This window comes from Mucilaginibacter sp. Mucisp73, from assembly GCF_059491465.1.
On record NZ_CP168507.1, the window covers coordinates 4,641,533 to 4,667,555 of the forward strand.

Genomic DNA, 26,023 nt, shown 5'->3' on the forward strand with positions numbered 1-26,023 from the left:
TGTTGCCTTTTTCAAACAAACCTCCTAACTTACAGTCATTATAAAAACTACAAGCTTTGACCGAAAAATTTCACCGCTGGCATTCACCCAACACCAACACCGACCTCGAAATGCTGGTATTCGGCGACCGCGGTTATCCTGTGATCGTTTTCCCTACTACCAAAGGCCGCTATTATCAAAACAAAGATTTCGGCCTGATCGAGAGTGTAAAATGGTTTATTGATAATGGTCTGGTAAAAATCTACTGCCCCGATACCATCGACGACCGCAGCTGGTACAACAAAGGCATACACCCGGCCGACAGGGCTAAAACCTATGCAGGGTATGATCGCATGTTGGTAAACGAGCTTATCCCCTGGGCCATGCATGAAACAGGTGTTGGCAAGGTAGCTCTCGCCGGCTGTAGTTTTGGGGGCTATCATGCCGCCAATTTCGCGTTCAAACATCCTGAAAAGGTGAAGCATTTGTTTACCATGGGCGGGGCCTTTGATATTAAAATGTTTACCGATGGTTATTATGATGATAATATTTTTTATAATAACCCGGTCGATTTTTTGCCGGGCAGCAACCATCATGACCTTTGGCAAATGAACATTGTTCTCGGCACATCCGAGTATGACATATGCAAAGGATATAACATCCAGCTCTCAAACATTTTAAAACAAAAAAACATTAAACACTGGCTGGATATCCGGCCCTTTGCCAATCACGACTGGCCCATCTGGCGCGAAATGTTCCCGCATTATTTATCAACGATTAAATAGAAACAAGAGATCAGGATTCAAGAAACAAGAAAATAAAAGGCAAGAGTTTAAAAAATGGAAAAATAAAGAGCAACATTTACATCAACCTGAAACCCAAAGAAAAACAAACATATAAACACCTACTATCATGAAAAAAATCGGTATCTTATTCGGACAGGAAGATTCATTTCCGCAGGCATTTGTTGACCGCGTGAACCAAAAAGCAGAAAAAGGCATCAGTGCCGAGTTTGTGCGGCTCGATAAGGTAATGCAGGCCGAACCGCTTGACTATGCTGTGATCATCGACCGCATTTCGCAGGATGTGCCTTACTATCGCGCGGCCCTAAAAAATGCGGCTATTTGCGGTACAGCCGTAATCAACAATCCATTTTGGTGGAGTGCCGACGAAAAGTTTTTCAACAACGCCCTTGCTGTAAAAATTGGAGTGCCTGTACCTAAAACCGTAATTCTGCCATCAAAGGAACTTCCTGATGATACCACCAATAAATCATTCCGCAACCTGGCCTACCCGTTAGATTGGAATGGCATTTTCAACTATGTAGGTTTCCCAGCCTATATGAAACCTTTTGACGGCGGCGGTTGGAAAGAAGTTTATAAACTGGAAAATGAGAAAGATTTTTTCAGCAAATACGATAAAACCAAACAGTATGTAATGATGCTGCAGGAAGAGGTTGTTTTTGACGATTACTTTCGCTGCTATTGCATTGGTGGCAAGCATGTGCGCATTATGCAGTATGAGCCGCGTAACCCGCACCACCTGCGCTATGAGCATGGTAAAGTACCTGCATCTAAAAAGCTATTGGACACCATTAAAGATTATGTGATAAAACTAAACCAATATTTAGGTTACGATTTTAATACAGTGGAGTTTGCCGTTCGCGATGGCATACCTTACGCTATTGATTTTTGTAACCCTGCTCCCGATGCTGAAGTAACCAGCGTAGGCCAGGAAAATTTTGAATGGGTGGTTGAAACCGCTGCCGATTATGCCATTGAACGCGCAAAAAAACAAAAAGACGGCTTAGACAACCTTACCTGGGGCGAATTTGTAAAAACTTCGGCAGCAAAAATGCCGTTGGTAGCAGTTGCAAAAAAAGCGGCTGTTAAAGCAGATGTTTCCGTGGCTGTGGTTGACCATGCTATTGAAGACGAGGGCAAACCGAAGAAAACCAAAACAACCAAAGCACCCGCAGCAAAAGCGGCAGCAGTGAAAGAACCCGCCGCAAAAGCAGCCGCTGTAAAAGAAAAAGCAGTGACTAAGCCCAAAAAAGCGGCTAAGAAATAAAGGGCATGTGCGATTCCCCTCTTGAGAGGGGTGTAGGGGTGTGTTATCGCTCGCAGAAACACACCCCTGCTATCACACAACCCAACGCGCCCCCTCTCAAGAGGGGATTTGAAATATCATAACCCTAACCAATTATGAACGAATTTACCTTAGGTGTTGAAGAAGAATTTATGGTGATTGACCCGGTATCGCGGGAGCTAAAATCGCATGAGCAAAAAATTGTGGATGCCGCGCAAAAGATCCATGAAGACCAGGTGAAAGCCGAAATGCACCAGGCTGTAGTTGAGGTGGGTACACATATTTGCCGCAATACCCAGGAAGCCCGCAAGGAGGTAAGTAAGCTTCGTACCACGGTAGCGCAACTGGCAGGTGATATTGGTCTGCGGATTGGCGCCGCGGGTACACACCCGTTTTCGCACTGGCAGCATCAATTGATTACCGATAACCCCAGGTATTTTGAAATTGTGGATGAGATGCAGGAGGCGGCCCGTTCCAACCTCATTTTTGGTTTGCATGTGCATGTTGGCATCCAGTCGCGCGATATGGCTATTCATATTGCCAACCAGGTACGCTATTTTTTACCGCATGTGTATGCCCTTTCAACCAATTCACCATTTTGGGAAGGGCGAAACACGGGCTTCAAATCATTCCGTACCAAGGTTTTTGATAAGTTTCCGCGTACTGGTATCCCCGATTATTTTAGCAGTATAGAGGAGTATGACCGCTACATAAAGCTGCTCGTAAAAACCAATTGCATCGATAACGCCAAGAAGATCTGGTGGGATATCCGGGTACATCCTTTTTTTGAAACTATTGAGTTTCGCATTTGCGACTGCCCGATGCTGGTTGATGAAACCATTGCGTTTACGGCCCTATTCCAGGCTTTATGTGCCAAGTTATACAAACTCAGGGCGCAAAACATGAAGTTTATTAACTATTCGCGCGCGCTCATTAACGAAAATAAATGGCGTGCAGCCCGGTACGGTATCGACGGCAAAATGATAGATTTTGGTAAGGAAATGGAGGTGAATACCCGATCGTTAATATTGGAACTACTTGATTTTGTAGACGATGTAGTTGATGAGCTTGGCTCACGCGATGACCTGCAATACGTACACAATATCCTGGAGCACGGTACCGGCGCCGACAGGCAGCTGGCCATTTACCAGCAAAACAATAACTTTGCCGACGTGGTGGATTATATCACCTCACAAACTTTGAAAGGGTTGTAAGCCCCACCCAAACCCTCCCCTAAAGGGAGAGGGCTTTAATGAGCAGGGCTGTCAATATTTAATTACAAACAAAAATTTAAAAGTCTTCCCCTTTAGGGGGCCATTTAGAGGGTGCATATGAAACCGGAAATAAAAGTAGCCATACTTGATTTGTATGATGGGATAGCGAACGAGGGGATGCGCGGTTTCCAGGACATTTTAAAACGTTACAGGGCTGAACACAACTTAAATTTAACTTACCAGATCTTTGATGTACGCCGTAAATGTGAAATGGCCGATCTCAACTTTGATATTTATATTTCGAGCGGAGGCCCGGGTAATCCATTGGAAACAGAAGGTACCGAATGGGAGAAGAAATACTTTAACCTGGTTGATAAGCTGGAAGATCATAACCTGTCTCACAACAGCAACAAAAAGCATGTGTTCTTTGTGTGCCACTCGTTTCAGTTAATGTGCCGCCATTACAAGCTGGGCGATATCAATATGCGGCGCTCGCCGTCGTTTGGCGTACTGCCGGTAAATAAAACCGGGCTTGGGTTAAATGAGCCATTATTTGAAGGTTTAGCCGAACCATTTTACGCTGTTGATTCGCGTAGTTGGCAGGTGATCAACCCGGATGAAAAACGCTTTAAAGAGCTGGGCATGCAACTGGTGGCTATAGAAAAAGAACGGCCGCATGTTGATTTGCCAAGGGCGATGATGGCCATCAGGTATAACGATTATTTCTTTGCCACACAATTTCACCCCGAGGCCGATGCCGGAGGAATGAAGGGGATGCTGCTTCGCGAAGAAAAAAAGGGCGAAGTCATCAGCGAACACGGAGAAGTTAAATACCATGAGATGCTGGAACGCCTCGACGACCCGGATAAAATAACGTATACTCAGCGTACACTGATCCCTAATTTTTTGGATATGGCGGTTGAAAGTGCGTTGGGGGTGACATAAACTGTAATTTCATTTTTGTGTAGCGGGACTGTCATCCTTAGCCTGTCGAAGGACGCGCGCAGAGGCCCTGTCCACTATGCTTCGACAGGCTCAGCATGACCCGATTAATAAACTATCGTCATGTTGAACTTGTTTCAACACCCCACTTGCTAAGCCATATGCTAAGCAAATCGCCTACCTTTCTTGTGGGGTGCTGAAACAAGTTCAGCATGACGGCGTGGAGATGTCATTTCAGCTTTAGAGGCCACGGATTTAAAACTCAATATGACTTTGATTTAAAAATAATTATCGATGAATCCATCAGCCAGGAAAACATTTAACGAAAAATTCAGCGGCGAGAAATACGCTCAATTTCTGGATAAGCTCAATAATAACTTAAAAGAACCCGTTCCTTTCCGTGTTGCAGAGACACCCGTTTTTTTAACTGCTGATTTCCGTGATAAGCTTATCTCCGCCGGCAATGATATTGTTGATACTATCCTCAAGCCCAATTTCAAAGAACTTACAGAGGGGGCCATCCCTGATTTTTGGCGGGTATCCAATGAAAATGATCATCCTCATTTTATCGCACTTGATTTTGGGATCTGTAAAGATGAGCAGGGTAATATGGTGCCAAAACTTATTGAATTGCAGGGATTTCCTTCACTTTACAGTTTCCAGGTGCATCTGGGAGATACTTATCAGGAGGTTTATGATATCCCCGCGGATGAAACCATCTTTTTTGGGGGACTGAAGGAGGAAAGTTACCTCGATCTGCTCAAAAAAACTATTCTTGGCCCTTACCAGCCCGATGAAGTTGTATTAATGGACGTAAACGCCCCAGAGCAAAAAACAGCAGTTGATTTTTATCTCACACAAAAATACATTGGTACGCCGGTGGTATCGTTGAGCGATCTGATCCAGGATGGCAAAAAGCTCTATTACATGGCAGGCGATCAAAAGAAACCAATTAAGCGTATCTACAATCGTCTTATTTTCGATGAAATAGCCGGTGATCCGGATATTTTTACAAAAGTGGCCGATATCAGGCAGCCCCTTGAGGTTGAATGGATCACTCATCCCAACTGGTTTTATCGGGTCAGTAAATTCACCATGCCTTTTTTAACAGGCAATTACATTCCCAAAACTCAGTTTTTGCACCAGTTAGAACAAATCCCTGCCAATTTGGAAAACTATGTGCTTAAACCGTTGTTCTCCTTTGCGGGTCAGGGTGTAATTATCGATATTAGTAAGGAAGACATAACAACTATTACAGATCCTGAAAACTGGATTTTACAGGAAAAGGTAAATTACGAACCTGTTGTACAATCGCCGGAAGGCGGCGTAAAGGCCGAGATCAGGTTGCTTTATCTCTGGCCCGATGGGGATAAAAAACCCACACTTGCCATAAACCTTGCGCGGTTAAGCCGTGGAAAAATGATAGGCGTACGTTATAATAAAGATTACAACTGGGTTGGCGGCACGGTTGCTTTTATGCCCCGTTAAACTTTGTACTAATTACCCTGTCTGTACGTATATATTAAATAATGCTTAATTTTGTCTTTATGAATATGCAGATCATCATTATCGCGATACTTTTTGCAGGCGCTGTTTTTTACATTGGCCGTATGATGTACAGGGCGCTTACTACTAAAAAAAGCTGCGGCGGCAATTGCAAATGCGGTGTTGATTTTTCAGGTATCGAACCCGGAAAAACCACCAAATAATGGCCAATTCTTATTTCATACAATCTTCATAAGTAACCTATACTTTTAATAAAGTAATTTTTCTTAATGTCATCAAGCAAGCAAGTTTTTCAGGCTGATAATCCCGGTAGGTGGAACCGTTTTAAATGGTTGAGCCGTGTACTACTGGCTGCATTGATTATTGGTATAATAGCCGTTATTGTTACCATCCGCTCAACCTATTACCCCGAGCTTCCCAACCTTAACCCTGCGCCCAAAAAAATGACCAGGGAGGAGCTCGAGCAATTAAAAAAGTCAACGAAGTTCAAATCGTTCAAAATTCAAAAATCTGAAATAGAAGCACTTGAGAGGGCAAAAAAATTACACCAGCTTAAACAACCTAACAATAAAGACCGTATAAACGCCGCTTTTTATCGTGCGTGGGAACCCCAGGCTTATAACTCGCTGGTGGTGAATATTGGCCACCTGGATATGGTAGTGAGCGAAGGCTTTTCTATATTACCTAAAACTGATACCGTTGTAACCAAGCTCGATACCGGGCTGATGAACCTCAATAAAAAATACAACAAGCCGATTATTGTATCACTGTCAAACTACGTAAACTACAACAACACACACGGCGGCTATGATACTAAAGATGTAGACCGTATTGTTAACAATAAAACACTTCGTAGTAATTTTATTAACAGCATAGCTAACTCGCTCACCAAAAACAAGTTGAAGGGAGTCAATGTTGATTTTGATGAGCTAAGGGACCGCAACAGTAAAAATTACATAGCCTTTCAAAATGAGCTTTATACAACCTTGCATGCCAAAGGTTTCCTGGTTACTCAAAACGTAGTGCCGGAGGATGAAAGCTTTGATATCACAAAGCTCCAGCATGTAAACGATTTCCTGTTCATCATGGCTATTGATGAACATTATGAAGCAACTAATGCCGGCGATCTTTCAAATCAGCGCTGGGTTGAGCAAATCCTCGATGATGTATGTTCGAAAGTTCCGTCAGAAAAAATAATTTTAACATTCGCAGGCGGGGCCTATGACTGGCCCGAAGGCAGTGTAGGTAAAACTATAGGTTATCAGCAGGCTATCAGTACCGCCGAAGAGCAAAAAAGCAAGATCACCTTTGATCCAAATTCGGCAAATTTACACTTCACTTATATGGACAAGGACAGCCTTGACCATACTATTTACTTTACAGACGCGGCAACAAACTTTAACGTAATCCGCATGGCCGACGACTGGGCCACCGGTGGCGTGGCTTTATGGCGTTTAGGTGCCGAAGATCCGCGTTTGTGGACATTTTTCCAGAAAAACCTGTCGATAGACTCATTGAAAAAGACAGGTGTAGATATGCGGAAACTTACATCTGTAGGTTTAAACAACCGTGTAAATGTTGACTACGATGGTGATGGCGAGGTGCTTGACCTCATTACCACGCCTACCACCGGGGTAATTAATGTAAAAATGGATACATCTACATTTACCATTCTCGATCAGCATTATATAAAACTTCCCACTAAATATGTGATCCGCAGGTATGGTTATGCTCCTAAGAAAGTAGTTTTAACTTTTGACGATGGCCCCGACCCCGATTTTACCCCACGTATTTTAGATATCCTTAAAGCCGAAAAGGTACCGGCAGCATTCTTTGTTGTGGGTTCCATGGCCGAAAAAAACATACAGTTGTTGCGGCGCGAATACGAAGAAGGCTATGAAATAGGCAATCACACGTTTTTCCACCCCGATATTTCAACCATCAGCTTAAAAAGGGTGATCCTGGAGCTTAACTCCACGCGCAAACTTATTGAATCGGTAACCGGCCGAAGCACTATCTTGTTCCGCCCTCCATTTAATGCCGATGCCGAGCCGCAAACCCTTGCCGAGGTTATTCCGGTTGCAGAAAGCCGCCGTCAAAGCTATATAACCATCGGCGAATCTATCGATCCCTGGGATTGGCAGCCCGGCGTAACTGCCGATAGTATTATTGCCCGCACCATAAGGCAAAAAGATAACGGATCGATGATATTACTGCATGATGCAGGAGGTGATACCCGTGAAGAGACCGTTAAAGCCCTTCCTGCAATCATTCATTACTTTAAATCGCAAGGATACCAGTTTACCACCATTGCCGATGTACTGGGCAAAACTAAGGATGATCTGATGCCGCCGATTAAACCAGATCCAAGCACAGGCATTTTCGGGCCCGCCTATGATGTTTTTATCCATGGTTATTACTATATAAACTGGGCGCTGATCTATATATTCCTGTCGGCTATATTCCTGGCTATTGGCCGCATTGTGCTTATTGGCATTTTGGCTGTAAGGCAGCGAAGCGTGGATAAAAAATCCAAAAAGCTTGATCGTAATACCGATGTGATGCCTGCCGTGAGCATTATTGTGCCAGCCTATAACGAAGAGGTGAATGCAGTAGCAACAATACAAAGCTTGCTTAAAACCGATTATCCATCATTCGAGATTATTTTTGTTGATGACGGATCAAAAGATAAAACATTTGAGGTTGTAGAATCCGCCTATAAAGGTAATCCGCTCATCAAGATCCTAACCAAACCAAACGGAGGCAAGGCATCAGCATTAAACTTTGGTATAACCCATGCCCAAAATGATTTTGTGGTTTGTATTGATGCCGATACCCAACTTAAAACGGATGCCGTGTACCAGCTCATGACCTACTTTACCGATGAGGAAATTGGCGCTGTAGCCGGAACGGTCAAAGTTGGAAACGAAACAAATATCATCACCCGCTGGCAGTCGATAGAATATATCACCGCGCAAAACATGGACCGCCGGGCGTTTGACCTCATCAATAGTATTACGGTTGTACCGGGGGCTATTGGTGCATTCCGTAAATCGGCTATTTTCCGGGCCGGCGGCTTCACCTATGATACCCTTGCCGAGGATTGCGACCTTACCATGCGTATCCTGAAGCAAGGCTACGTAGTGCGTAACTGCGCCGAAGCCATTGCTTATACCGAAGCGCCGGAGACGATAAACATGTTGCTTAAACAGCGTTTCCGTTGGAGTTTTGGTGTGATGCAAAGTTTCTGGAAAAACCGCGACGCGCTGTTTAACAAAAAGTACAAGTTCTTTGGGATGGTGGGAATGCCAAACATCCTTATCTTCCAGATCATATTGCCGCTGTTCTCCCCTCTGGCAGATTTGATGATGCTATTCGCCCTGTTCGGTGAAAAACCCGAAAAGATGCTGCTTTATTACGTAGCCTTTGTAGTGGTTGATTTTATAGTAGGTATCATCGCTTTCCGGATGGAAAAGGAAGACTACAAGAAACTCATCTATATCATTCCGCAGCGTTTTATGTGGCGGCAGTTAATGTATTACGTGCTGTTTAAATCGCTACGAAAAGCATTGAAGGGCGAATTGAGCGGATGGGGAGTGCTTAAGCGTACGGGTAATGTGAAAGTTGATGGTTCGGGAAACAAAAAAGCGCAGCCGATATATATGGTAATTGGCGTGGCAATAGTTGCGGTGATTGTGTATTTGTTGTATAAACATTATAGTTAGAATTAAAAGAGCCTGTAGTTACAAACTACAGCAGATTCGACGTCAGAGACTTCGAATAGCATTTTCTTTTCAATTCCGCTGTCCGAAGTCGGAGACTTCGGACGACTATGCCCTCAGTTTGTAACTACAGATTGCTTCCTTACCCCCTTTCAATCAAACAAACCGCATAAGCCACAACACCTTCTTCACGACCTATAAAACCCATTTGCTCGTTGGTAGTAGCTTTAATGGAAATATCTTCTTCGCTAATTGCCGCAGCTTCGGCTATGTAGGTTTTCATTGCAGGGATATGCGGGTTGATCTTCGGAGCCTCAAGGCATACCATAGCATCAATATTGCCGATTGTGAAACCCTTTTCTTTGATCAGGGCAACTACATGCTGCAAAAGGACCAGGCTGCTGATACCTTTCCATCTGTCATCCTTATTTGAAAAGTGAAAGCCTATATCGCGCAGGTTTGCCGCCCCCAGCAGGGCATCACAAATTGCGTGTAACAATACATCGGCATCTGAGTGGCCATAAGCACCAGCGTGGTGCTCAAGTTTAACCCCGCCTAAAACAAACGGGTGATCTTTTTTTAACTGGTGTACATCAAACCCAAAACCTACCTTAATTTTACCCATTATCTTTTAGAAGCATTTGTTGTACCGCCAAAATTTGCCGACAAAGTGAAGCGCAAAGTATTGGCCAGGGCACTATTTTGCTGGCTGGCTGCCAGGTACGAAAAATCAAAATCAAAAACACTGTACTTAAATCCAATACCCATGGTAACATAATGCCTGTCGCCTTTGTTGGGGTTTTCATAAAAATAGCCTGCCCGTACAGCAAACTGTTTGTTGTACCAATATTCAACACCCGGCGAAAAGCTGATCTCTTTCAACTCTTCACTGAAACCACCCGGTGCATCGCCAAACGATTGAAAAAGACCCGCCGGCACCGATACATTATCATCCTTGCCTTTAATGATCTTACCATCTTTGTCGCGGAGGGGCGGGGTTGGTACCAGCAGTTTGTTGATGTCAAAGGTTGCTGTAAACTCATTAACATCATCTAACTGCCAGGTGTTAGCCACCCCTAATTTCAAATTGGCCGGCAAAAAATACTTGTTGCCCACATCGCTGTAGCTGATTTTTGTACCAATATTTGAAATGTGTGTTCCAAAAGCAAAAGTGTTGCCGTCACCATAAGGCGCCGTGTAGTATAGTGAAACATCTGCGGCAAAAGCATTGCCGGCTTTTGCCGCCTGGCTTGAGCCGGTGGCAAACGAAATACTTGATATATTGGAATGAATATACCGGGCGGTCAGGCCCAGTGAAAAATTATCGCCAAACTTACGGGCAAATGAAGCATCTAACGAATACTCGTTTGGTGTGTAAGTACCCTGATCGTTTGTGTTATCGTCGGTAAGCTGAATGGAACCATAATTAAAATACCTGAGCGAAGCGCCTATTGTATTCCGCTCATCAATTTTATGGGCATAGCTCAGGTATGATAAGCTGATATCAGGAACAAGGTGCCTTAACCAGGGGCTATATGATACAGACAATGCATCATTACTTTCTAAAAATGCAAGCTTTGACGGATTCCAAAAATTCGCATTTACATCCGGCGACAAAGCCACGCCTGCATCCCCCATAGCCCCCGAACGCGAATCAGGTGAAATATTTAAAAAAGGGACTTCGGTGGGAATTGCATTGATATTACTTCCGTTAGGATTTGTTTGCGCAGCTGCAGCAAGTGGCAACAAAAATGGGGTAATAATAGCAAGGCCTCGAAATGTAAAAAACTTCATTTGTAGGAGTTAGGTTTTAACAATTTGTATTTTATAAACATAGGACCATGACTTGCTTCACATTTTCAAGTCCGCACTTTCGCTGAAAGTTAAATCAAAAATTTAAATCAACGCAACTAATTTCATCAATTTTTCGTTAAAACCCCTGATAATTGTAGTATTTATTTCTAAATAATGGTTCATTAGCATAAGCACTGTATCCATTTTTTTATAAATTTACCACTTAATATAACTGTAAAAATATGAAAATACTTTTTACTAAAACTGCTCTGGGATTGTTGGCTTTAGGTGCCGTGATGAGTAGCTGCAGTAAACGTGAGCAATCGCAAAAAACGGGTATAACTTATAACGATAAAAATAACGGCGGTTATGAGCGTTTCAGGCAAAGCCATCCATCGCCAGGACCCGGATTGGTACCTATTGAGGGTGGTACTTTTGTTATGGGAGGCAGTGCCGACCAGGACATAACTTACGATTACAATAATGTACGCCGCAGGGTTACCGTACCCTCTTTTTACATGGACGAAACCGAAGTATCGAATCAGGATTGGCTTGATTACCTGCATTGGATAAACATTACTTTCCCACAGGATCGTGAGTTATATTACAATGCGGTGCCGGATACATTGGTTTGGCGTCATCCCTTATCTTATAATGAGCCATATGTAGATAACTACCTGCGTCACCCTGCTTTTCAGGATTATCCTGTTGTAGGCGTAACCTGGGACCAGGCACAGGATTATTGCTCATGGCGCACCGACCGTACCAACGAAAACATTTTACGCGAAACCGGAAAAATGGTAGCGTGGAAAGATATGGGCAAAAAAGGTGGTGGCGGTGACGCCGGCATTGCAGCGAACGGACAACCTTTTAATACTGATATTTACCTGAACGGCCAGATGACCGGGGCAGGCATCGATGGTAAAAAAATGATGCCTAACCTGAGCCCTAATGCCCAGGCAGGTACAGGAAAAGGCGGCAAAGCCGTTAGGCCTGTACGTATGGAAGACGGGATCCTTAAGCAAGCGTATCGCTTACCATCAGAAGCCGAATGGGAATATGCAGCATTGGCCCTTGCAGGAAACACCCAGTTTGAAAACATCGATGATGGCAAAATATATACATGGAACGGTATGGGTGTACGTTCGGCAAAAAAGAAAACACGCGGCCTGATCATGGCAAACTTTAAACGCGGCAACGGTGATAACGCCGGTGTTGGCGGTTACCTGAACGATAAGGCAGACATTACCGCCCCTGTACGTTCATATGCACCTAATGATTTTGGCTTATATAACATGGCGGGTAATGTTAACGAATGGGTTGCTGATACCTACCGCCAAACATCATTTGAGGAGTTTGAAGATTTTAACCCTTTCCGCGGTAATGAGTTTTCAAACAAACGCCTTGCAGATCCAAGCAAAGGACTTTATGCAAAAGATAAATATGGCAAGCCAATCAAAGATCCCGCACATGCTAATAAGAAACTAAAATACAGCGAACTTTTAGCTTTACAGCAACAAAATACAGTCGCGCAAAGCGCCAATCCAAACGCGCCGCTTGCAACTCCTCAACCAGGTTCGCTACCGATTGATTCATTGCTGCCTAAAAACTCGGGTAAAGCTTACAACCCGGATGCGAGGGGCGAAAAAGATGAAGTTAATAAAGCTCTTTACGGCACAACCACGCTGGTTAACGACCATTCTAAAGTGTACAAAGGTGGATCATGGAACGATATGGCGTTTTGGCTAAACCCTGCTACCCGTCGTTTTATGGATCAGGACGAGGCGAGTGCCGAGGTTGGTTTCCGCTGTGCAATGACCTTAGTTGGCGCTCCTGAAATTAACCCTAATGGCAAACCACATTACCCGGTTAAAAAAGCTAAACCGTTTAAAACAAGATAATTTTTATAACAGATATTTGAAACAAGGCCTTTCAGCGATGAGAGGCCTTATTTGTTTTAAAGTTTTATCTATCCATCAATCGGCTCAACCCATTGGCTTCGCCAGGCCGGGGCTTCGAAGGGATCGGCAAAGTATTGTGTTTCATGTATTACCTTGTCCTCACGAAACTCCATAATGCTTACCGTGTAGACCGACTTTTCCTGGTAGTTGATCATATATTCCGTGACCCATGTATCGCCTTTTCCCAGAATCCTCCTGACACGGAAACCTGATGGTTTACCGGGATGATGCCCGCGCAAGGCCTGTAAATTAATTCGCCCAAAAATTCGCTCACCCGACTGGGGATAATCACAGATCACATCATCATCGTAAATATCATGCTCTGTGTTGATATCGCCAGCGGCCGATGCTTGCCAGTGGGCATTCAGGGCTGTAAGGATTTGCTCATCTTTCATGGTGTTTTAGCTCTTTTATTCTGTTTAATATAGGTAAAGTTGCAAATAGCAGCTAAACCCGATTTGGTCAACAAACTAAATCGGAGTAATTAACAAGCCTTACTTAGTTTTAATAAGTAAAATCCCGGTGATAAGCTACCACCGGGATATAAACATTTAAAAGAATACAATTCTTATTGATATCCTTCGTTTTGCGTTAAGTTGGGGTTAGCATCACGCTCGCGTTTCGGGATTGGGAAGATCAATTTTGGCGAGTTCCACTCAAACGTATCTGCTACATTTCCGTCCTCGTCTGTAGTAACCGTACTTCCTTTATAGCGTTTCAAATCAAATAGCCTGAAACCCTCAAATGGCAACTCCACACGGCGTTCCACTTCTACCGCATCGCGCAATGCTTGTTTGGTGCTCGCAACGGTTGTATTTCCTAATCCGGCCCGGTTCCTTACAACATTCAAATCAGATTTAGCACCTGTAAAATCGGGAGTGTTTTTTTGCGACCTGGCTTCTGATCTGATCAAATACATTTCGGCAAGCCTCATCACAATCACGTTGCCAAATTTATTGTTAAATTTAGCGGTATAATTATCGCCATCATTATAAAACTCATCAGCTCTTGCATCTCCCGATTCATACCTGTCAAAGTGTTGTTGATTAATTACAGTTTCTCCCCTGCCTGCAAAATCGGCACTGGCGAACACCTCGTTTAACGCATTGAAACCTGATTGAGGTGATATCTGAATAGCAAACACATCTTCACTTGAATTAAACACACGTGTTGCCTGTTCATAATTTTGGAACTCATCCTTAAAAACAGGAACCAAAGAGTATAAACCTGAACCAATAACTTTTGTAGCCTCCTGTTCGGCAAGGTCAAATTTTTCCTGTGTTAAATATATCCGTGCAAGTACCGCTGAAGCATCAGGGGAGTTAGCGAATGATGTTTTATATGTATCCAGTTTTGCTTCTGCGTCTGTAAGATCTTTTATGGCTTGTGCATAGACTTCAGCAACTGTATTGCGTAATGGTTTCTGAATACCAGGGATCGAAGTTGTTGGAGTTAATATTATGGGTACAGCCGGATTTGAAGCCGGCGTTCCATCATTCCATGCTTTACCAAACACCCTTGCCAAATCAAAATAGATCATGCCCCGCAAAAACTTGGCTTCACCCTCCACTCTATCCTTATTAGCAGCATCAACCAGATTTAAGTTGGCCAAAACGTTGTTGCACACGTTAATAGCATTATACCCGCTATCCCAAACACCTTCAACAAAAATATTATTAACGGTTATCGCTTTATTTGCCAGTTCAGTATATTCTGAAAAAGTTCCAAAATATGAAAAGTCGCCATCGTCAGCTAAAAAGTCGGTGGTTGATTGAAACCGGCCTCCATATAGGCCTCTTAAGCCGGCGGCCGTATAAGCACCAACAAGTACGCCCTGAACATCTTTTGAAGTTTTAATAGCAAGGTCCTGCTCAACAGAATCCTGGGGTTTTATATCCAGTTGTTTTTGGCAGCCGGAACTATATAGCATTGCTAATGTACTCAATGCTATAATTGTATATTTAGTTTTTTTCATTGTTCTTCAGCTTAAATTAAAATCCCACGTTTATACCAAAAGTTATAGTTTTAGCCTGCGGTGCTGCATAAAAATCATACCCTTGGGTAATATTTCCCGAAAATGCATCCGAATTCAGCTCCGGGTCCCAGCCTTTGTATTTTGTCCAGGTGGCCAGGTTAGTAGCTTGAGCATAAACCCTTAAGCTTGATAATTTAATCTTGCTTATCCACGCCTTTGGAAAGTTATATCCTAACACAACATTTTTCAAACGCACATATGAACCATCATCCAGGAACCTTGAGCTTGGATTAACACCATTTCCGCCAAACAAACGCGCTTCAGGTACGTTGGTGATCTGGCCGGGCTTTGTCCAAGCCTGCAATTGATCGCGGGTTTGGTTATCAAAACCGTTGTTAAAACCAACCGACATATATTGGCCGGCGCCATTGTAAATCTGATTTCCGTTCACAGATTGTAACAGGAAGCTAAAATCTATGCCCATGTAACTTATGCTGTTATTTAAGCCTGCTATATATTGGGGATTAGGATTACCAACCACAACAGGTACTGCCTGGTTGTAATCGTTGGTTTTTGTACGGTCTCTCTTGCCACCACCTAAATCGGTATTTTTATAATACAAGGCGTCCCCATTAGCCGGATCAGCGCCCGCAAATTCAGGAGCCACGAATACACCCAGAGGCTGCCCTTCCATAGCACGGTTGACAGCATCGCCACTACCTGTAATTACCTGACCTTTCAAGTCGGTAATTTTATTTCGGTTGAATGAGATATTAAAACTTGTATTCCAGGTTACTTTACCCACAAGATTTTTTGAATCTATCTGAATCTCCAAACCCTTGTTCTGCAACTTACCAAGATTTTGTGTGATAGTGGTAAATCCTGAAGTTGCCGGTACCTGTACATTTAATAACAGGTCCTTGGTTTTCTTTAGATAAACATCAAACTGTCCCGCTAAACGACCTCCAAGGAAAGCTATATCCAAACCTATATCTGTTTGGGCTGTGGTTTCCCACTTTAAACCGGGGTTTGGCAATTGTGTAGGCCTTGCTCCGGCAACACCGGCGTAACCGAATTCTGAATATAACCCCCGGGCCGGGAAATTACCAATCTCTGAGTTACCAGTTAAGCCATAGCTACCCCTTATTTTCAGATCAGATATAACCTTTTGATCTTTCATAAAATTCTCCTCCGAAACCACCCATCCAACGGAACCTGCCGGAAAAAAACCATAACGATGGTCGGCACCAAATCTTGATGAGCCGTCTATACGACCGCTTAATGACAATAAATATTTATCGTGATACTTATAGTTAGCCCTTGCAAAATATGAAAGCAATGAATAAGCAGTAGAGGACGACAAAGCACTGGTGATACTTGCAGAACTGGTCAGCTTCTTGTAAGCGTCGCTCGGAAATTGTTCGCCATTTAACGAATTAAGGTCATTCTGTTGCCTTTGATAGGTCATACCACCCACCGCGTCAATGCTACTTTTCCCGAAATCTTTCAGGAAATGTAAAAAGTTATTGGTATTAAGGTTAATAGAGGTTACCGACGAATTAAGACCCACCCCATTATTAGTACCCGAGTTACGGGCAGTAAGACTACCTGAATAATTATCTTCAGTCGAATTTAAAATGTCAACTCCAACTTCACTCCTGAAAGTCAAAGACGGTAATATTTTAATCTCTCCAAAAACATTACCGAGATTTCTGTAGTCAGTAGTAATGAAATAGCTATTCTCTGAATTTAACAGCGGATTAAAATATACAGGAAAATTACTATTGGGTAATCCCGTAGCCGGGTCAAGTTGACCACTTAATAAACCTGTACGTGGATCAATTACTGGTGTGATAGGCGACAAGGCCACGATTTGCTCAGGAGTAGAAAAAGCATTGTCATTATCCAAACGATGGTTTTGCGTACGCGAAACACTCAAATTAGCCCCAATTGTCAACCAGTTGTTAGCTTGGTTTTCGATATTTGTACGTAGGCTGTATTGATTGATCTGGTTTTTCAGTATCCAGCCTTTTTGATCGTTATAAGTGCCAGATATGTAAAACTTTGTTTTTTCAGTTCCTCCCGAAAATACGAGGTTATAGTTTTGAACCGGAGCATGTTGGGTAATCTGATCCTGCCAATTGGTATTTACACTTGTATTTGCGTAATCTGTATTTCCTGCTGCATACCTGATTAAGCGGGTCTTCGCATAACTTTCCAAACCACCCGCAACAGCAGCTGACTGAACAAGCTTTAGATATTCTTTTGAGTTTAAAAATTCACGCTCACGGGTCGGCTTACTAAAACCATAGTATTGATTATAAGTAATTTTTGTTGAACCTGCTTTACCCTTTTTTGTGGTAACCAAAACAACGCCGTTTGACGCTCTCGAACCATATATAGCTGCAGCAGAAGCGTCCTTTAAGATATCAATAGACTCAATGTCATTCTGGTTCAAATCCACAAGTGGATTGGTGGATGCTCCGTTACTCGAAAAATCATCTACGGTGATCGGTAACCCGTCAACAACGTATAATGGCTGGCTGCCGGCTGATACAGAAGATGCACCACGTACCCGGACCTGGATCCCTTGCCCTAACTTACCGTTTTGGGCTTGAATATACACACCAGGGCTCCGGCCTTGTATAGCCGATTCAAGGCTTGGTACAGGAATATTCTCTATATCGCCGCCCTTAATTTTTGAAACAGAGCCTGTTAACGAACGCTTGCTTTGTGTACCATATCCTACAACTACAACTTCGTTAAGCACTTTTGAATCGGTAGCTAATTGCGCATTTACGGTGGCTCCATTTATTGAAACTTCATGAGGGAGGTATCCCAAAAAGTTAAAAGCCAAAACTTTGGCGATAGCAGGTACGCTTAATTTGTAACTGCCATTAATGTCGGTTTGGGTGCCAAGTCCGGCAACTCCTTTTACGGTTACGCTTACTCCCGGTAAGGGCGAGCCGTCTTTCTGGTCGGTTACTTTACCTGTAATAACCCGGTTTTGAGCAAAAACCATAGCCATACAAGAAAACAGTAACATGACTGTTAGTAGATGTTTCTTCATAAAAGTTAATATTGTTAATTAAGAAAGTAAGTTCGTAAAAAAAATGTGCAGAAACAACAAAAGCCTTAAAATTACGTTCAGTTCATTGCAAAAATGTTATTATCGCATATTTAAGCTATAACACTCAGTTAAAACGATATTAAGATTTGTCCTTTTTCAACTTTATCTCCTGATTTTATTAATATCTTTTCTACAATAACATCAGCCGGCGATTTGATAATATTTTCCATTTTCATGGCTTCAAGCACAAAGAGATTATCACCTTTTTTTATGATATCTCCTTTATTTACAAATACTTTCAACACCAAACCCGGCATGGGGGCTTTTATTTCACTAATCCTGGCACTGTTTAAATCACTAAATCCAAGCTTATCAAGTAATATATCAAACTGATCTTTAGCGGTAATATGATAAATATGGTTATTAACCTTTATTTCAGCAGTTTTATCGTTACCGTTAAAATTAACTATCTCGACATTGTATGAGCGGTTATTTTCAATAACATGATAGATTCCCGGCCTTAATTGTTTAATATCGGCTTCACTTTTAACCCCGTTAATAAGTAAGCCTGCCGCAACGGTTTTTTCAGCTTCAATACTGTAACTGTCATTAATACTCAATTTATACATAGGGTTTGGATTTGAGGATAAGCGGTTTATATTAGGGGTTGATATAAAGCTAAACATATTATATAAAAGCTGAAAGTAAAATTTAAAAAGCTTATAGTTTAATATTATCCAATTGCTTTATATAAAACCTTTAGTAAACCCTGTATAATTTCACTTGCAATACAGCAACAAGTAAATTCCATCTCCAATAGCGTTAAAAGAATTGAAAGCTGCGGATAAGAGCAGCTCCTATTGAGTAAAAATATACTGAATTAAATTCGCGCCCATTTTGAGGGCCTTTTGGCGGGCTTCCTGGGTATCGCCGGCATAGGTGCCATAATCCTCCCAGCCATTGCCTAAATCGCACTCATAGGTATAAAAGCAAACCAGTCTGCCTTTGTATATCAAACCAAAACCCTGGGCGCGCTTACCATCATGTTCATGAATTTTGGGCAGGCCGTTCGGGAAGTCATATTTTTGATGGTAGATGGGATGATTAACCGGCAGCTCAACAAAATCGAGCTCGGGAAACACTTTTTTCATTTGCGGGCGGATATATTGATCGAGCCCATAGTTATCGTCTATATGCAAAAAGCCGCCGCCAGTGAGGTATTTACGCAGGTTACGGGCTTCCTGATCGGAAAAGATAACATTACCATGCCCTGTCATAAAAGTGAAAGGATAATTAAATAAAGTAGCACTACCTGCCTCAACCACCTCATCATCATCATCAAAATTGGTTTTGAGGTTTTCGTTACAGAATTTGATCAGGTTAGGTAACGCTGTACGGTCGCCATACCAATCACCGCCGCCGCTGTATTTGAGGCGTGCAATTTTATAGGCAGGGGCATTAAAGCTGCTCATTGCTATAGCTGCAAATAAAACAACCAATGCTAACCTTATTCTTTTCATCACCTGTTTAAAAAATTCACCTCAAAGCAAGCCCCCAGCGCAGCCGTTTCCGTACGTAGGCGACTTGTACCTAAAGATATCGGTTTAAAACCGTTTTGTAAAGCCTTATCAATCTCAGCCGGAGCAAAATCCCCTTCCGGGCCTATCAATATTAAATAACGGCCTTGCGGGGTTATTTCGTCTTTCAGATTGAATTTCTCTCCGGGTTCGCAATGGGCAATAAACTTTTGCCCCTCAAAAGGTTTATCAAGTAGCTGATTTAGCGTTACCGGCTCATTTAATATGGGGTGATAAGCCTTAAGGGATTGCTTGATAGCCGCCGTAATAATTTTATTTAAACGCTCTGTTTTGGCTTCCTTACGTTCCGACCGCTGGGTGATAATTAATGACACCTCATCAATACCTATTTCTGTAGCTTTCTCTAAAAACCACTCCAGGCGTTCGATATTTTTGGTCGGAGCTACCGCGAGGTGCAGGTAATGGTTGCGTTTTTCAAATTCGGTAGATACTGATGTAATTTTAAGAATGGTACGCTTGGGGTGCGCGTCATGGATCAGGGCTGTGTATAAACCGCCCCTGCCGTCAATCAATTGTACCTCGCTGCCTGCTTCAAGGCGCAGCACACGTATAGCATGTTTGCTTTCCTCTTCGCTCAGAAAGTATTGGGGATGCGAGGCGTCAATATCAGGCGTATAAAAAAGTTGCATTTTGGAAAAGCAGATTAATGTAAATCTACTGCATCTTCTTCATTTATCAGTAATTCGAGTTTAACTGATTCAATATTCTGGTCTGATTTTTTCAGTACAGTGATATTGTACCCGTTCGATTCTTTCTGCTCGCCTACATCGGGGATCTTTCCGAAGATATCTCCAAGCCAGCCCGATACGGTATCAAAGTCGCCATCTTCAGGTAAATCATGTGGTAAATGCTCGTTCACATCGTAAATAGATGCAAGCGCATTAACTATAAACTCACGCTCATTTACTTTTTCGACAATCGGCTTTTCTTCATCATACTCATCCTGGATCTCGCCAACCAATTCTTCTACAATATCCTCCAGCGTAACCATACCGGCGGTGCCGCCAAACTCGTCAAGTACAATAGCTATCTGGATACGCTTTTGTTGCAATTCGGCCATCAGATCGTTGATCTTTTTGGTTTCGGGGATGAAATACGGTTTGCGGATAATATCTTTCAGTACGATTTCTTCATTGCGGGCCAGTAGTGGCAAAATATCTTTGGCGTGTACAATACCGATGATCTTATCTATCACATCGTCATAAACCGGCATCCGCGAATAACCTTCGTTGATAATCATATCCAGCAGCTCTTCTTTGGTTGAAGCAATATCTACTCCCGAAATTTTGGTACGTGGTACCATGATGTTTTTTACCACCCGCTCGTTAAAATCAAACACGTTCTGGATAAGTTCGTGCTCATTTGAATCAAGTGCACCAGTCTCCTTACCTTGCTCCAATAAGTATTGCAGCTCTTCCGAACTGTGATGGGTTTCGCTGCCTTCAACGGTACTTATGCCCAACAATTTCAGGATGAAATTTGCGAAATTATTAAGCACCCAAATAAATGGCCTGAAAACCACAAAGAAGAACCTGAGCGGCAATGAAACAGCCATCACTGTACGTACCGATTTTTGGATAGCTAACGATTTAGGCGCAAGCTCACCAAAAACTATGTGCATGATGGTAATAAAGCTGAAAGCCAGGATATGACTGGCCGTAATATAACCGGGAGAAAGGGTTATGCCTACGCTCAGGAAAGCGCGGATCACAAGGTTGGTCGCAACCTCCTCGCCCACAACACCAAGGGCCAGTGAAGCAATGGTAATACCCAGCTGTGTAGCAGCCAGGTAGCCATCCAAATTATGCAATATGCCCCGGGCAACTTTGGCTACGCCGCTGCCGCCTTTAGCCCTAATTTCAATTTGCGAACCCCGAACCCTTACCATGGCAAACTCCGCAGCTACGAAAAAGCCATTGAGTAAAACCAAAAATATGGTAGCGAAAATGTAAAATAAGCTAATCTCGTAATGTGCGGGGTCCATTTATTTAAGATTGATACACAGGGAACGTAGACTTGTACAGCTCCAAACTTTCGTTTATCACTTTATGTGCGTAACGCACACCTAACAAATGTTCGATGGTTACGTTTTTGCCTTCTAATTTTTTGTAGTCTTTAAAAAAGCGAACAATTTCGGTCATGGCATGTGGAGGCAATTCGTTTAAGTCGTTAATATAATTTACCGACATATCATTTTTAGCCACCGCAATGATCTTATCATCCTGCTCACCGTTATCAACCATGTGCATTACACCTACTACCTTAGCCTCAATGATAGACATTGGGAAAACATCAATTGAGCAAAGTACAAGGATATCCAAAGGATCTTTATCATCGCAATAGGTTTGAGGGATAAAGCCGTAGTTAGCCGGGTACATTACAGATGAAAATAACACACGATCGAGCTTCAGCAAGCCTGATTCTTTATCAATTTCATATTTCGCTTTTGATCCTTTTGGAATTTCAATAATAGCGTTTACTATTTCAGGGATATTATCACCTGGTGAAACCTGGTGCCATGGATGCAGAGTACTCATTTATCTTTATTATATAGTATATAAAATTATTAACTAATCTATTTTTTCGTTTTTTTCACGAAGTTTCTTTTTAACATAAGCAATAACCAGCGGAATTGTTGTAATTACTATCAATCCCAGTACAATGTATTGCAGATAATCCTGCAGTTGAGGGAACCTTCGCCCTAAAAAAAAACCGCCCAGCGTAAATACACATACCCAGGCCACGCTGCCAATAAGGTTATAAACCGAAAATCTTTTAATATCAACCTTAACAACACCTGCAAATATAGGAGCAAATGTTCTAACAATAGGGAAAAATCTCCCTAAAATAAGCGCCATCCCTCCATGTTTGTTGTAAAACTCACTGGCCAGTACTACGTAGCGCCGCTTAAAAAATAGTGAGTCGTTTTTATTGAATAATACCGGCCCCGTTCGGTAACCAAACCAATACCCGGTAAAATTGCCTAATACTCCGGCGCCTATCAATGACAATACCAGCGTAGTTATAGAAACATCAACTTTACCAGCGGCACACAATAACCCAGCCATAAACAGCAGGTAATCGCCGGGCAGAAAGAAACCAAAGAATAAACCGGTTTCAGCAAAAACAACAATAAGCAAGAGATAAAAACCACCCCTGCTTATTATGGATTGTGCGTCAGTTAAATTTTGAAGGTATTCCCAGAAACTTTCCATTCACTATATCTGTAAAACTACAAATATTATATCAATTTGCAGTTATCAATACCGATTATATGAAACGGGCTATAAGATCGGGATAAACACCAATAAGGATTGTAGCGAGAGCTGAAAGTGCGAATACTACTTTATAATAAACCGGCACAGTAAGCTCTGCGCGTTCGTCGGTACGGAAGTACATGGCGATGATGACCCTGAAATAGTAAAAGATACTAATGATAGCGTTAATCACAGCTATAATAATTAAACCGATATGATAACGGCTTACCGCTCCTGAAAACATGAAGAATTTACCGATGAAGCCTGCAGTAAGCGGAATCCCCGCCAATGAAAGCATGGCTACAGTTAATACAAAGGCAAGGAACGGGTTCTTCTTACCCAAACCATTAAAACTTTCAAAGTTATCACTTCCACCTTGTTGCTGTACTAATATTAAACCGCCAAACGCGATGATTGAAGCTATCGAGTATGCTGTCGCATATACAAATACCGAATTACCTGAGGCAGCGCCTAATGACACGATTGCAAATAACAGGTAGCCGGCGTGAGAGATACTTGAAAATGCAAGCATCCTCTTAAAGCTTTGCTGATACAACGCGGTGATATTGCCTATAAATAAGGTAATAATAGTGATTACAAGTATTATTGGTGTCCAGAAGTCAGACAATGGCTGGAAACAGGCTGAAAATAAACGCAGGAAAGCTGCAAACCCCGCCGTTTTAACTACTGTAGACATGAAAGCCGTGATCAGCGTAGGCGCACCTTCGTATACATCCGGTGTCCAGAAATGAAAGGGGGCTGCACCTACTTTAAAACATAAACCTACAATGATCAGGGCTATGCCTGTATAAAACATAGGATCGATATGTGGATGGTTAATTACATACTCCCTGATAGTATCGATATTGAATGAACCTGACGATCCGTACAACAGCGCCATACCAAACAGCAGGAAACCGGTTGAAAAAGCACCCATCAAAAAGTATTTCAAAGCTGCTTCATTTGAAGCGAAATCACTCTTTTTAATACCCGCCAGGATGTATAAGCTCACCGACATGATCTCGATGCCGATAAACAGCATCACAAGGTTATTAAACGATACCATTACGATTATGCCTGTCAGTGAAAACAGGATAATAGCATAATATTCCGCCGTGTGCCTGCTGATACGCTCAAAGTAACCTTTTGACAGCAACAGGATCAGGATAGTAGATATAATGGTAACGCTTGAAAATACAACCGAGAAATTATTGAACAACAGCATGCCGGTATAAAGCGGCTCAGCTGTATCTTTTGAAGTCCATTGGCAAATTGCAAAACCCAAGGCAGCCAGCAATCCTATAACAGTAACGGGCAGCAAAGCCTTTTGCGCTTTATATAGCCCTAAATACAGCAGCACTATAGGTAAAACAGATATGATGATTATAGTATTCATTCTTTTCTTTAAAATCTTAAACCTACATTGTAAACTTTGAACCTATCTGATTTACCAGTTGCGTTACCGCAGCTTCAGAGATATGCAGAATAGGCTGAGGATAAATGCCCAATACAATAACCAGGGCACAAATTATACACAACGTTAACTTTTCAGTACCGCTAACATCAGCAAAAGTAGCTGTAAGCGGGTTGGTTTCACCCTGCATTACGTTTTTATAAAGGCGTAACATGTAAACCGCACCAAAAATGATGGTAAGACCTGCAACTGCAGCCAGTACCAGGTTTACATAGTGCTGTACGCTAAAATCAAATACACCTTTCAGCAACAGGAACTCGCCAATAAAACCATTGGTAAGCGGTAATCCCACTGTACCTAATAATATGATCAGGAAACCTATTGCAAATTTAGGGGCTACCTTCGCGATACCGCCAAGCTGATCTATCTCACGGGTGTTTAGCCTGCGGCCGATGATATCCCAGATAAAGAACATACCAACAACGTTAATACCGTGGTTAAGCATCTGAATCATGGCACCCTGAACACCGGCAATATTCCAGGCAAAAATACCTGCAGCTATCAGGCCAACGTGTGCTATTGATGAATAGGCCACCAGGCGTTTTCCGTCTTTTTGTTTAAAGGCGATAATAGAAGCATAAACTACACCTATAACCCCGAGGATCATGGCCAATGCCTGGAAATGATAAAAGCCAAGCGGGGCATTAGGGATCATCCAGCGGATAGCACCGTAAATACCCATTTTAAGCATGATACCTGATAACATCATGGTCCCGCCAGATGGAGCTTCGGTATAAGTATCAGGCTGCCAGGTATGGAAAGGGAACAAAGGCATCTTGATGGCAAAGGCCAGAAAAAACGCCCAGAAGATCCAGCTCTGATGTTTAACATCCAAAGTCATTTTATAGAAATTGTGGATATCAAAAGTTTTGTCAGGAGATTGGAGGTACAGGTAGATAATGCCTACCAGCATGAACAACGAACCGGCAAAGGTGTAGATGAAAAATTTAATGGTAATACGGATGCGGTTTTCGCCTCCCCAAAGGGCACAAATGAAGTAAATTGGAATCAATGCCGCTTCCCATCCAACGTAAAACAAAAATCCGTCGAGGGCGGTAAATACAACCAGCATACCAGCCTGCATAAACAGGATAAGACCATAAAAGGCACCTTCGTTTTTATATTGATGCTGATAGGTTGTTAAAATAATTAATGGTACAAGCACGGTGGTCAACAAAACCAGGATCATACTGATCCCGTCGATACCGGCACTAAAGTAAATTCCAAAACTGCTGATCCATGGCACATCAATAACAAACTGGGTTGATGCATCCGGAACAAACTTGCTTAAAAATATAAGCGCTATTACCAGTTGGGCAACAGAGAAAAATAATGCAGCATGTTTAGCTATCCCGTTTTTAAGCAGGGCAGTTATAACAGCGGCAACTATTGGCAAAAAAAGTAATATACTAACGGTCATTTTTATGTTGCTAAACGCTTATC

General features: G+C 42.4%; 21 protein-coding genes. 8 read left to right on the forward strand and 13 right to left on the reverse strand.

The genetic code is table 11. The features are described 5' to 3' along the window. Positions 1 to 56 precede the first annotated feature (56 nt). The 7 genes from ACEN82_RS19135 to ACEN82_RS19165 all read left to right on the forward strand — a co-directional run bounded on the left by ACEN82_RS19135 (position 57) and on the right by ACEN82_RS19165 (position 9,454). Entirely contained in the window at positions 57 to 764 is a 708-nt protein-coding gene (locus ACEN82_RS19135; RefSeq protein WP_413321459.1) for an esterase family protein, read from the forward strand. 127 nt (positions 765 to 891) lie between these two features. After that, entirely contained in the window at positions 892 to 2,049 is a 1,158-nt protein-coding gene (locus ACEN82_RS19140; protein WP_413321458.1) for an ATP-grasp domain-containing protein, read from the forward strand. Positions 2,050 to 2,183: 134 nt separating this feature from the next. Next, positions 2,184 to 3,281 carry a carboxylate-amine ligase gene (locus tag ACEN82_RS19145; protein WP_090533867.1) on the forward strand — a complete coding sequence of 366 codons (1,098 nt, stop codon included), beginning with the start codon at positions 2,184 to 2,186 and terminating at the stop codon, positions 3,279 to 3,281. Positions 3,282 to 3,398: 117 nt separating this feature from the next. Then, positions 3,399 to 4,226, forward strand: coding sequence for a type 1 glutamine amidotransferase (locus ACEN82_RS19150; protein ID WP_413321457.1), 828 nt, complete (start codon positions 3,399 to 3,401; stop codon positions 4,224 to 4,226). Positions 4,227 to 4,517: 291 nt separating this feature from the next. Then, positions 4,518 to 5,711 (forward strand): ATP-grasp domain-containing protein, encoded by a 1,194-nt coding sequence (locus ACEN82_RS19155; RefSeq protein WP_413321456.1) that lies wholly within the window; start codon positions 4,518 to 4,520, stop codon positions 5,709 to 5,711. 41 nt (positions 5,712 to 5,752) lie between these two features. Then, positions 5,753 to 5,932, forward strand: coding sequence for a FeoB-associated Cys-rich membrane protein (locus ACEN82_RS19160; RefSeq protein ID WP_243770706.1), 180 nt, complete (start codon positions 5,753 to 5,755; stop codon positions 5,930 to 5,932). Between the two features lie 66 nt (positions 5,933 to 5,998). Further along, positions 5,999 to 9,454 carry a trifunctional glycoside hydrolase family 18/polysaccharide deacetylase/glycosyltransferase family 2 protein gene (locus ACEN82_RS19165; protein ID WP_413321455.1) on the forward strand — a complete coding sequence of 1,152 codons (3,456 nt, stop codon included), beginning with the start codon at positions 5,999 to 6,001 and terminating at the stop codon, positions 9,452 to 9,454. Between the two features lie 139 nt (positions 9,455 to 9,593). Here the strand turns inward: ACEN82_RS19165 and ispF are convergent, their stop codons facing one another. Next, on the reverse strand, positions 9,594 to 10,076 hold the full coding sequence (ispF, locus tag ACEN82_RS19170) for a 2-C-methyl-D-erythritol 2,4-cyclodiphosphate synthase (RefSeq protein WP_413321454.1): 483 nt from the start codon (positions 10,074 to 10,076) through the stop codon (positions 9,594 to 9,596). Beyond that, positions 10,076 to 11,245: a type IX secretion system outer membrane channel protein PorV gene (porV, locus tag ACEN82_RS19175; protein WP_413321453.1), complete on the reverse strand. Its 1,170-nt coding sequence runs from the start codon at positions 11,243 to 11,245 to the stop codon at positions 10,076 to 10,078. The genes ispF and porV overlap by 1 nt, the downstream gene beginning before the upstream one ends. A 242-nt stretch (positions 11,246 to 11,487) precedes the next feature. Here porV and ACEN82_RS19180 point away from each other — a divergent pair, with 242 nt between their 5' ends. After that, positions 11,488 to 13,146 (forward strand): SUMF1/EgtB/PvdO family nonheme iron enzyme, encoded by a 1,659-nt coding sequence (locus ACEN82_RS19180; RefSeq protein WP_413321452.1) that lies wholly within the window; start codon positions 11,488 to 11,490, stop codon positions 13,144 to 13,146. A 68-nt stretch (positions 13,147 to 13,214) separates the two neighbouring features. Here ACEN82_RS19180 and ACEN82_RS19185 read toward each other — a convergent pair whose 3' ends face one another. The 11 genes from ACEN82_RS19185 to ACEN82_RS19235 all read right to left on the reverse strand — a co-directional run bounded on the left by ACEN82_RS19185 (position 13,215) and on the right by ACEN82_RS19235 (position 26,000). Next, positions 13,215 to 13,601: a nuclear transport factor 2-like protein gene (locus ACEN82_RS19185; RefSeq protein WP_413321451.1), complete on the reverse strand. Its 387-nt coding sequence runs from the start codon at positions 13,599 to 13,601 to the stop codon at positions 13,215 to 13,217. Positions 13,602 to 13,774: 173 nt separating this feature from the next. Next, complete coding sequence (locus tag ACEN82_RS19190; RefSeq protein WP_413321450.1) at positions 13,775 to 15,181, reverse strand: RagB/SusD family nutrient uptake outer membrane protein; 1,407 nt, start codon at positions 15,179 to 15,181, stop codon at positions 13,775 to 13,777. Between the two features lie 16 nt (positions 15,182 to 15,197). Then, entirely contained in the window at positions 15,198 to 18,227 is a 3,030-nt protein-coding gene (locus ACEN82_RS19195; RefSeq protein WP_413321449.1) for a SusC/RagA family TonB-linked outer membrane protein, read from the reverse strand. A gap of 152 nt (positions 18,228 to 18,379) precedes the next feature. Further along, a complete protein-coding gene (locus tag ACEN82_RS19200) occupies positions 18,380 to 18,880 on the reverse strand; it encodes an acyl-CoA carboxylase biotin carboxyl carrier protein subunit (protein ID WP_413321448.1) in 501 nt (166 codons plus the stop codon). Between the two features lie 228 nt (positions 18,881 to 19,108). Further along, the gene (locus ACEN82_RS19205; RefSeq protein ID WP_413321447.1) at positions 19,109 to 19,771 is read right to left on the reverse strand and encodes a DUF4159 domain-containing protein; all 663 of its coding nucleotides are present in this window, start codon (positions 19,769 to 19,771) and stop codon (positions 19,109 to 19,111) included. After that, a complete protein-coding gene (locus ACEN82_RS19210; RefSeq protein ID WP_413321446.1) occupies positions 19,771 to 20,478 on the reverse strand; it encodes a 16S rRNA (uracil(1498)-N(3))-methyltransferase in 708 nt (235 codons plus the stop codon). The genes ACEN82_RS19205 and ACEN82_RS19210 overlap by 1 nt, the downstream gene beginning before the upstream one ends. Positions 20,479 to 20,492: 14 nt before the next feature. Beyond that, positions 20,493 to 21,833, reverse strand: coding sequence for a hemolysin family protein (locus ACEN82_RS19215; protein ID WP_090533890.1), 1,341 nt, complete (start codon positions 21,831 to 21,833; stop codon positions 20,493 to 20,495). Between the two features lie 4 nt (positions 21,834 to 21,837). Then, the gene (locus tag ACEN82_RS19220) at positions 21,838 to 22,386 is read right to left on the reverse strand and encodes an inorganic diphosphatase (protein WP_090533892.1); all 549 of its coding nucleotides are present in this window, start codon (positions 22,384 to 22,386) and stop codon (positions 21,838 to 21,840) included. A 33-nt stretch (positions 22,387 to 22,419) separates the two neighbouring features. Further along, entirely contained in the window at positions 22,420 to 23,064 is a 645-nt protein-coding gene (locus ACEN82_RS19225) for a DedA family protein (RefSeq protein ID WP_090533894.1), read from the reverse strand. Between the two features lie 55 nt (positions 23,065 to 23,119). Continuing rightward, positions 23,120 to 24,502, reverse strand: a complete 1,383-nt coding sequence (locus ACEN82_RS19230; protein ID WP_413321445.1) for an NADH-quinone oxidoreductase subunit N — start codon at positions 24,500 to 24,502, stop codon at positions 23,120 to 23,122. 22 nt (positions 24,503 to 24,524) lie between these two features. Further along, complete coding sequence (locus ACEN82_RS19235; RefSeq protein ID WP_413321444.1) at positions 24,525 to 26,000, reverse strand: complex I subunit 4 family protein; 1,476 nt, start codon at positions 25,998 to 26,000, stop codon at positions 24,525 to 24,527. Positions 26,001 to 26,023 lie beyond the last annotated feature (23 nt).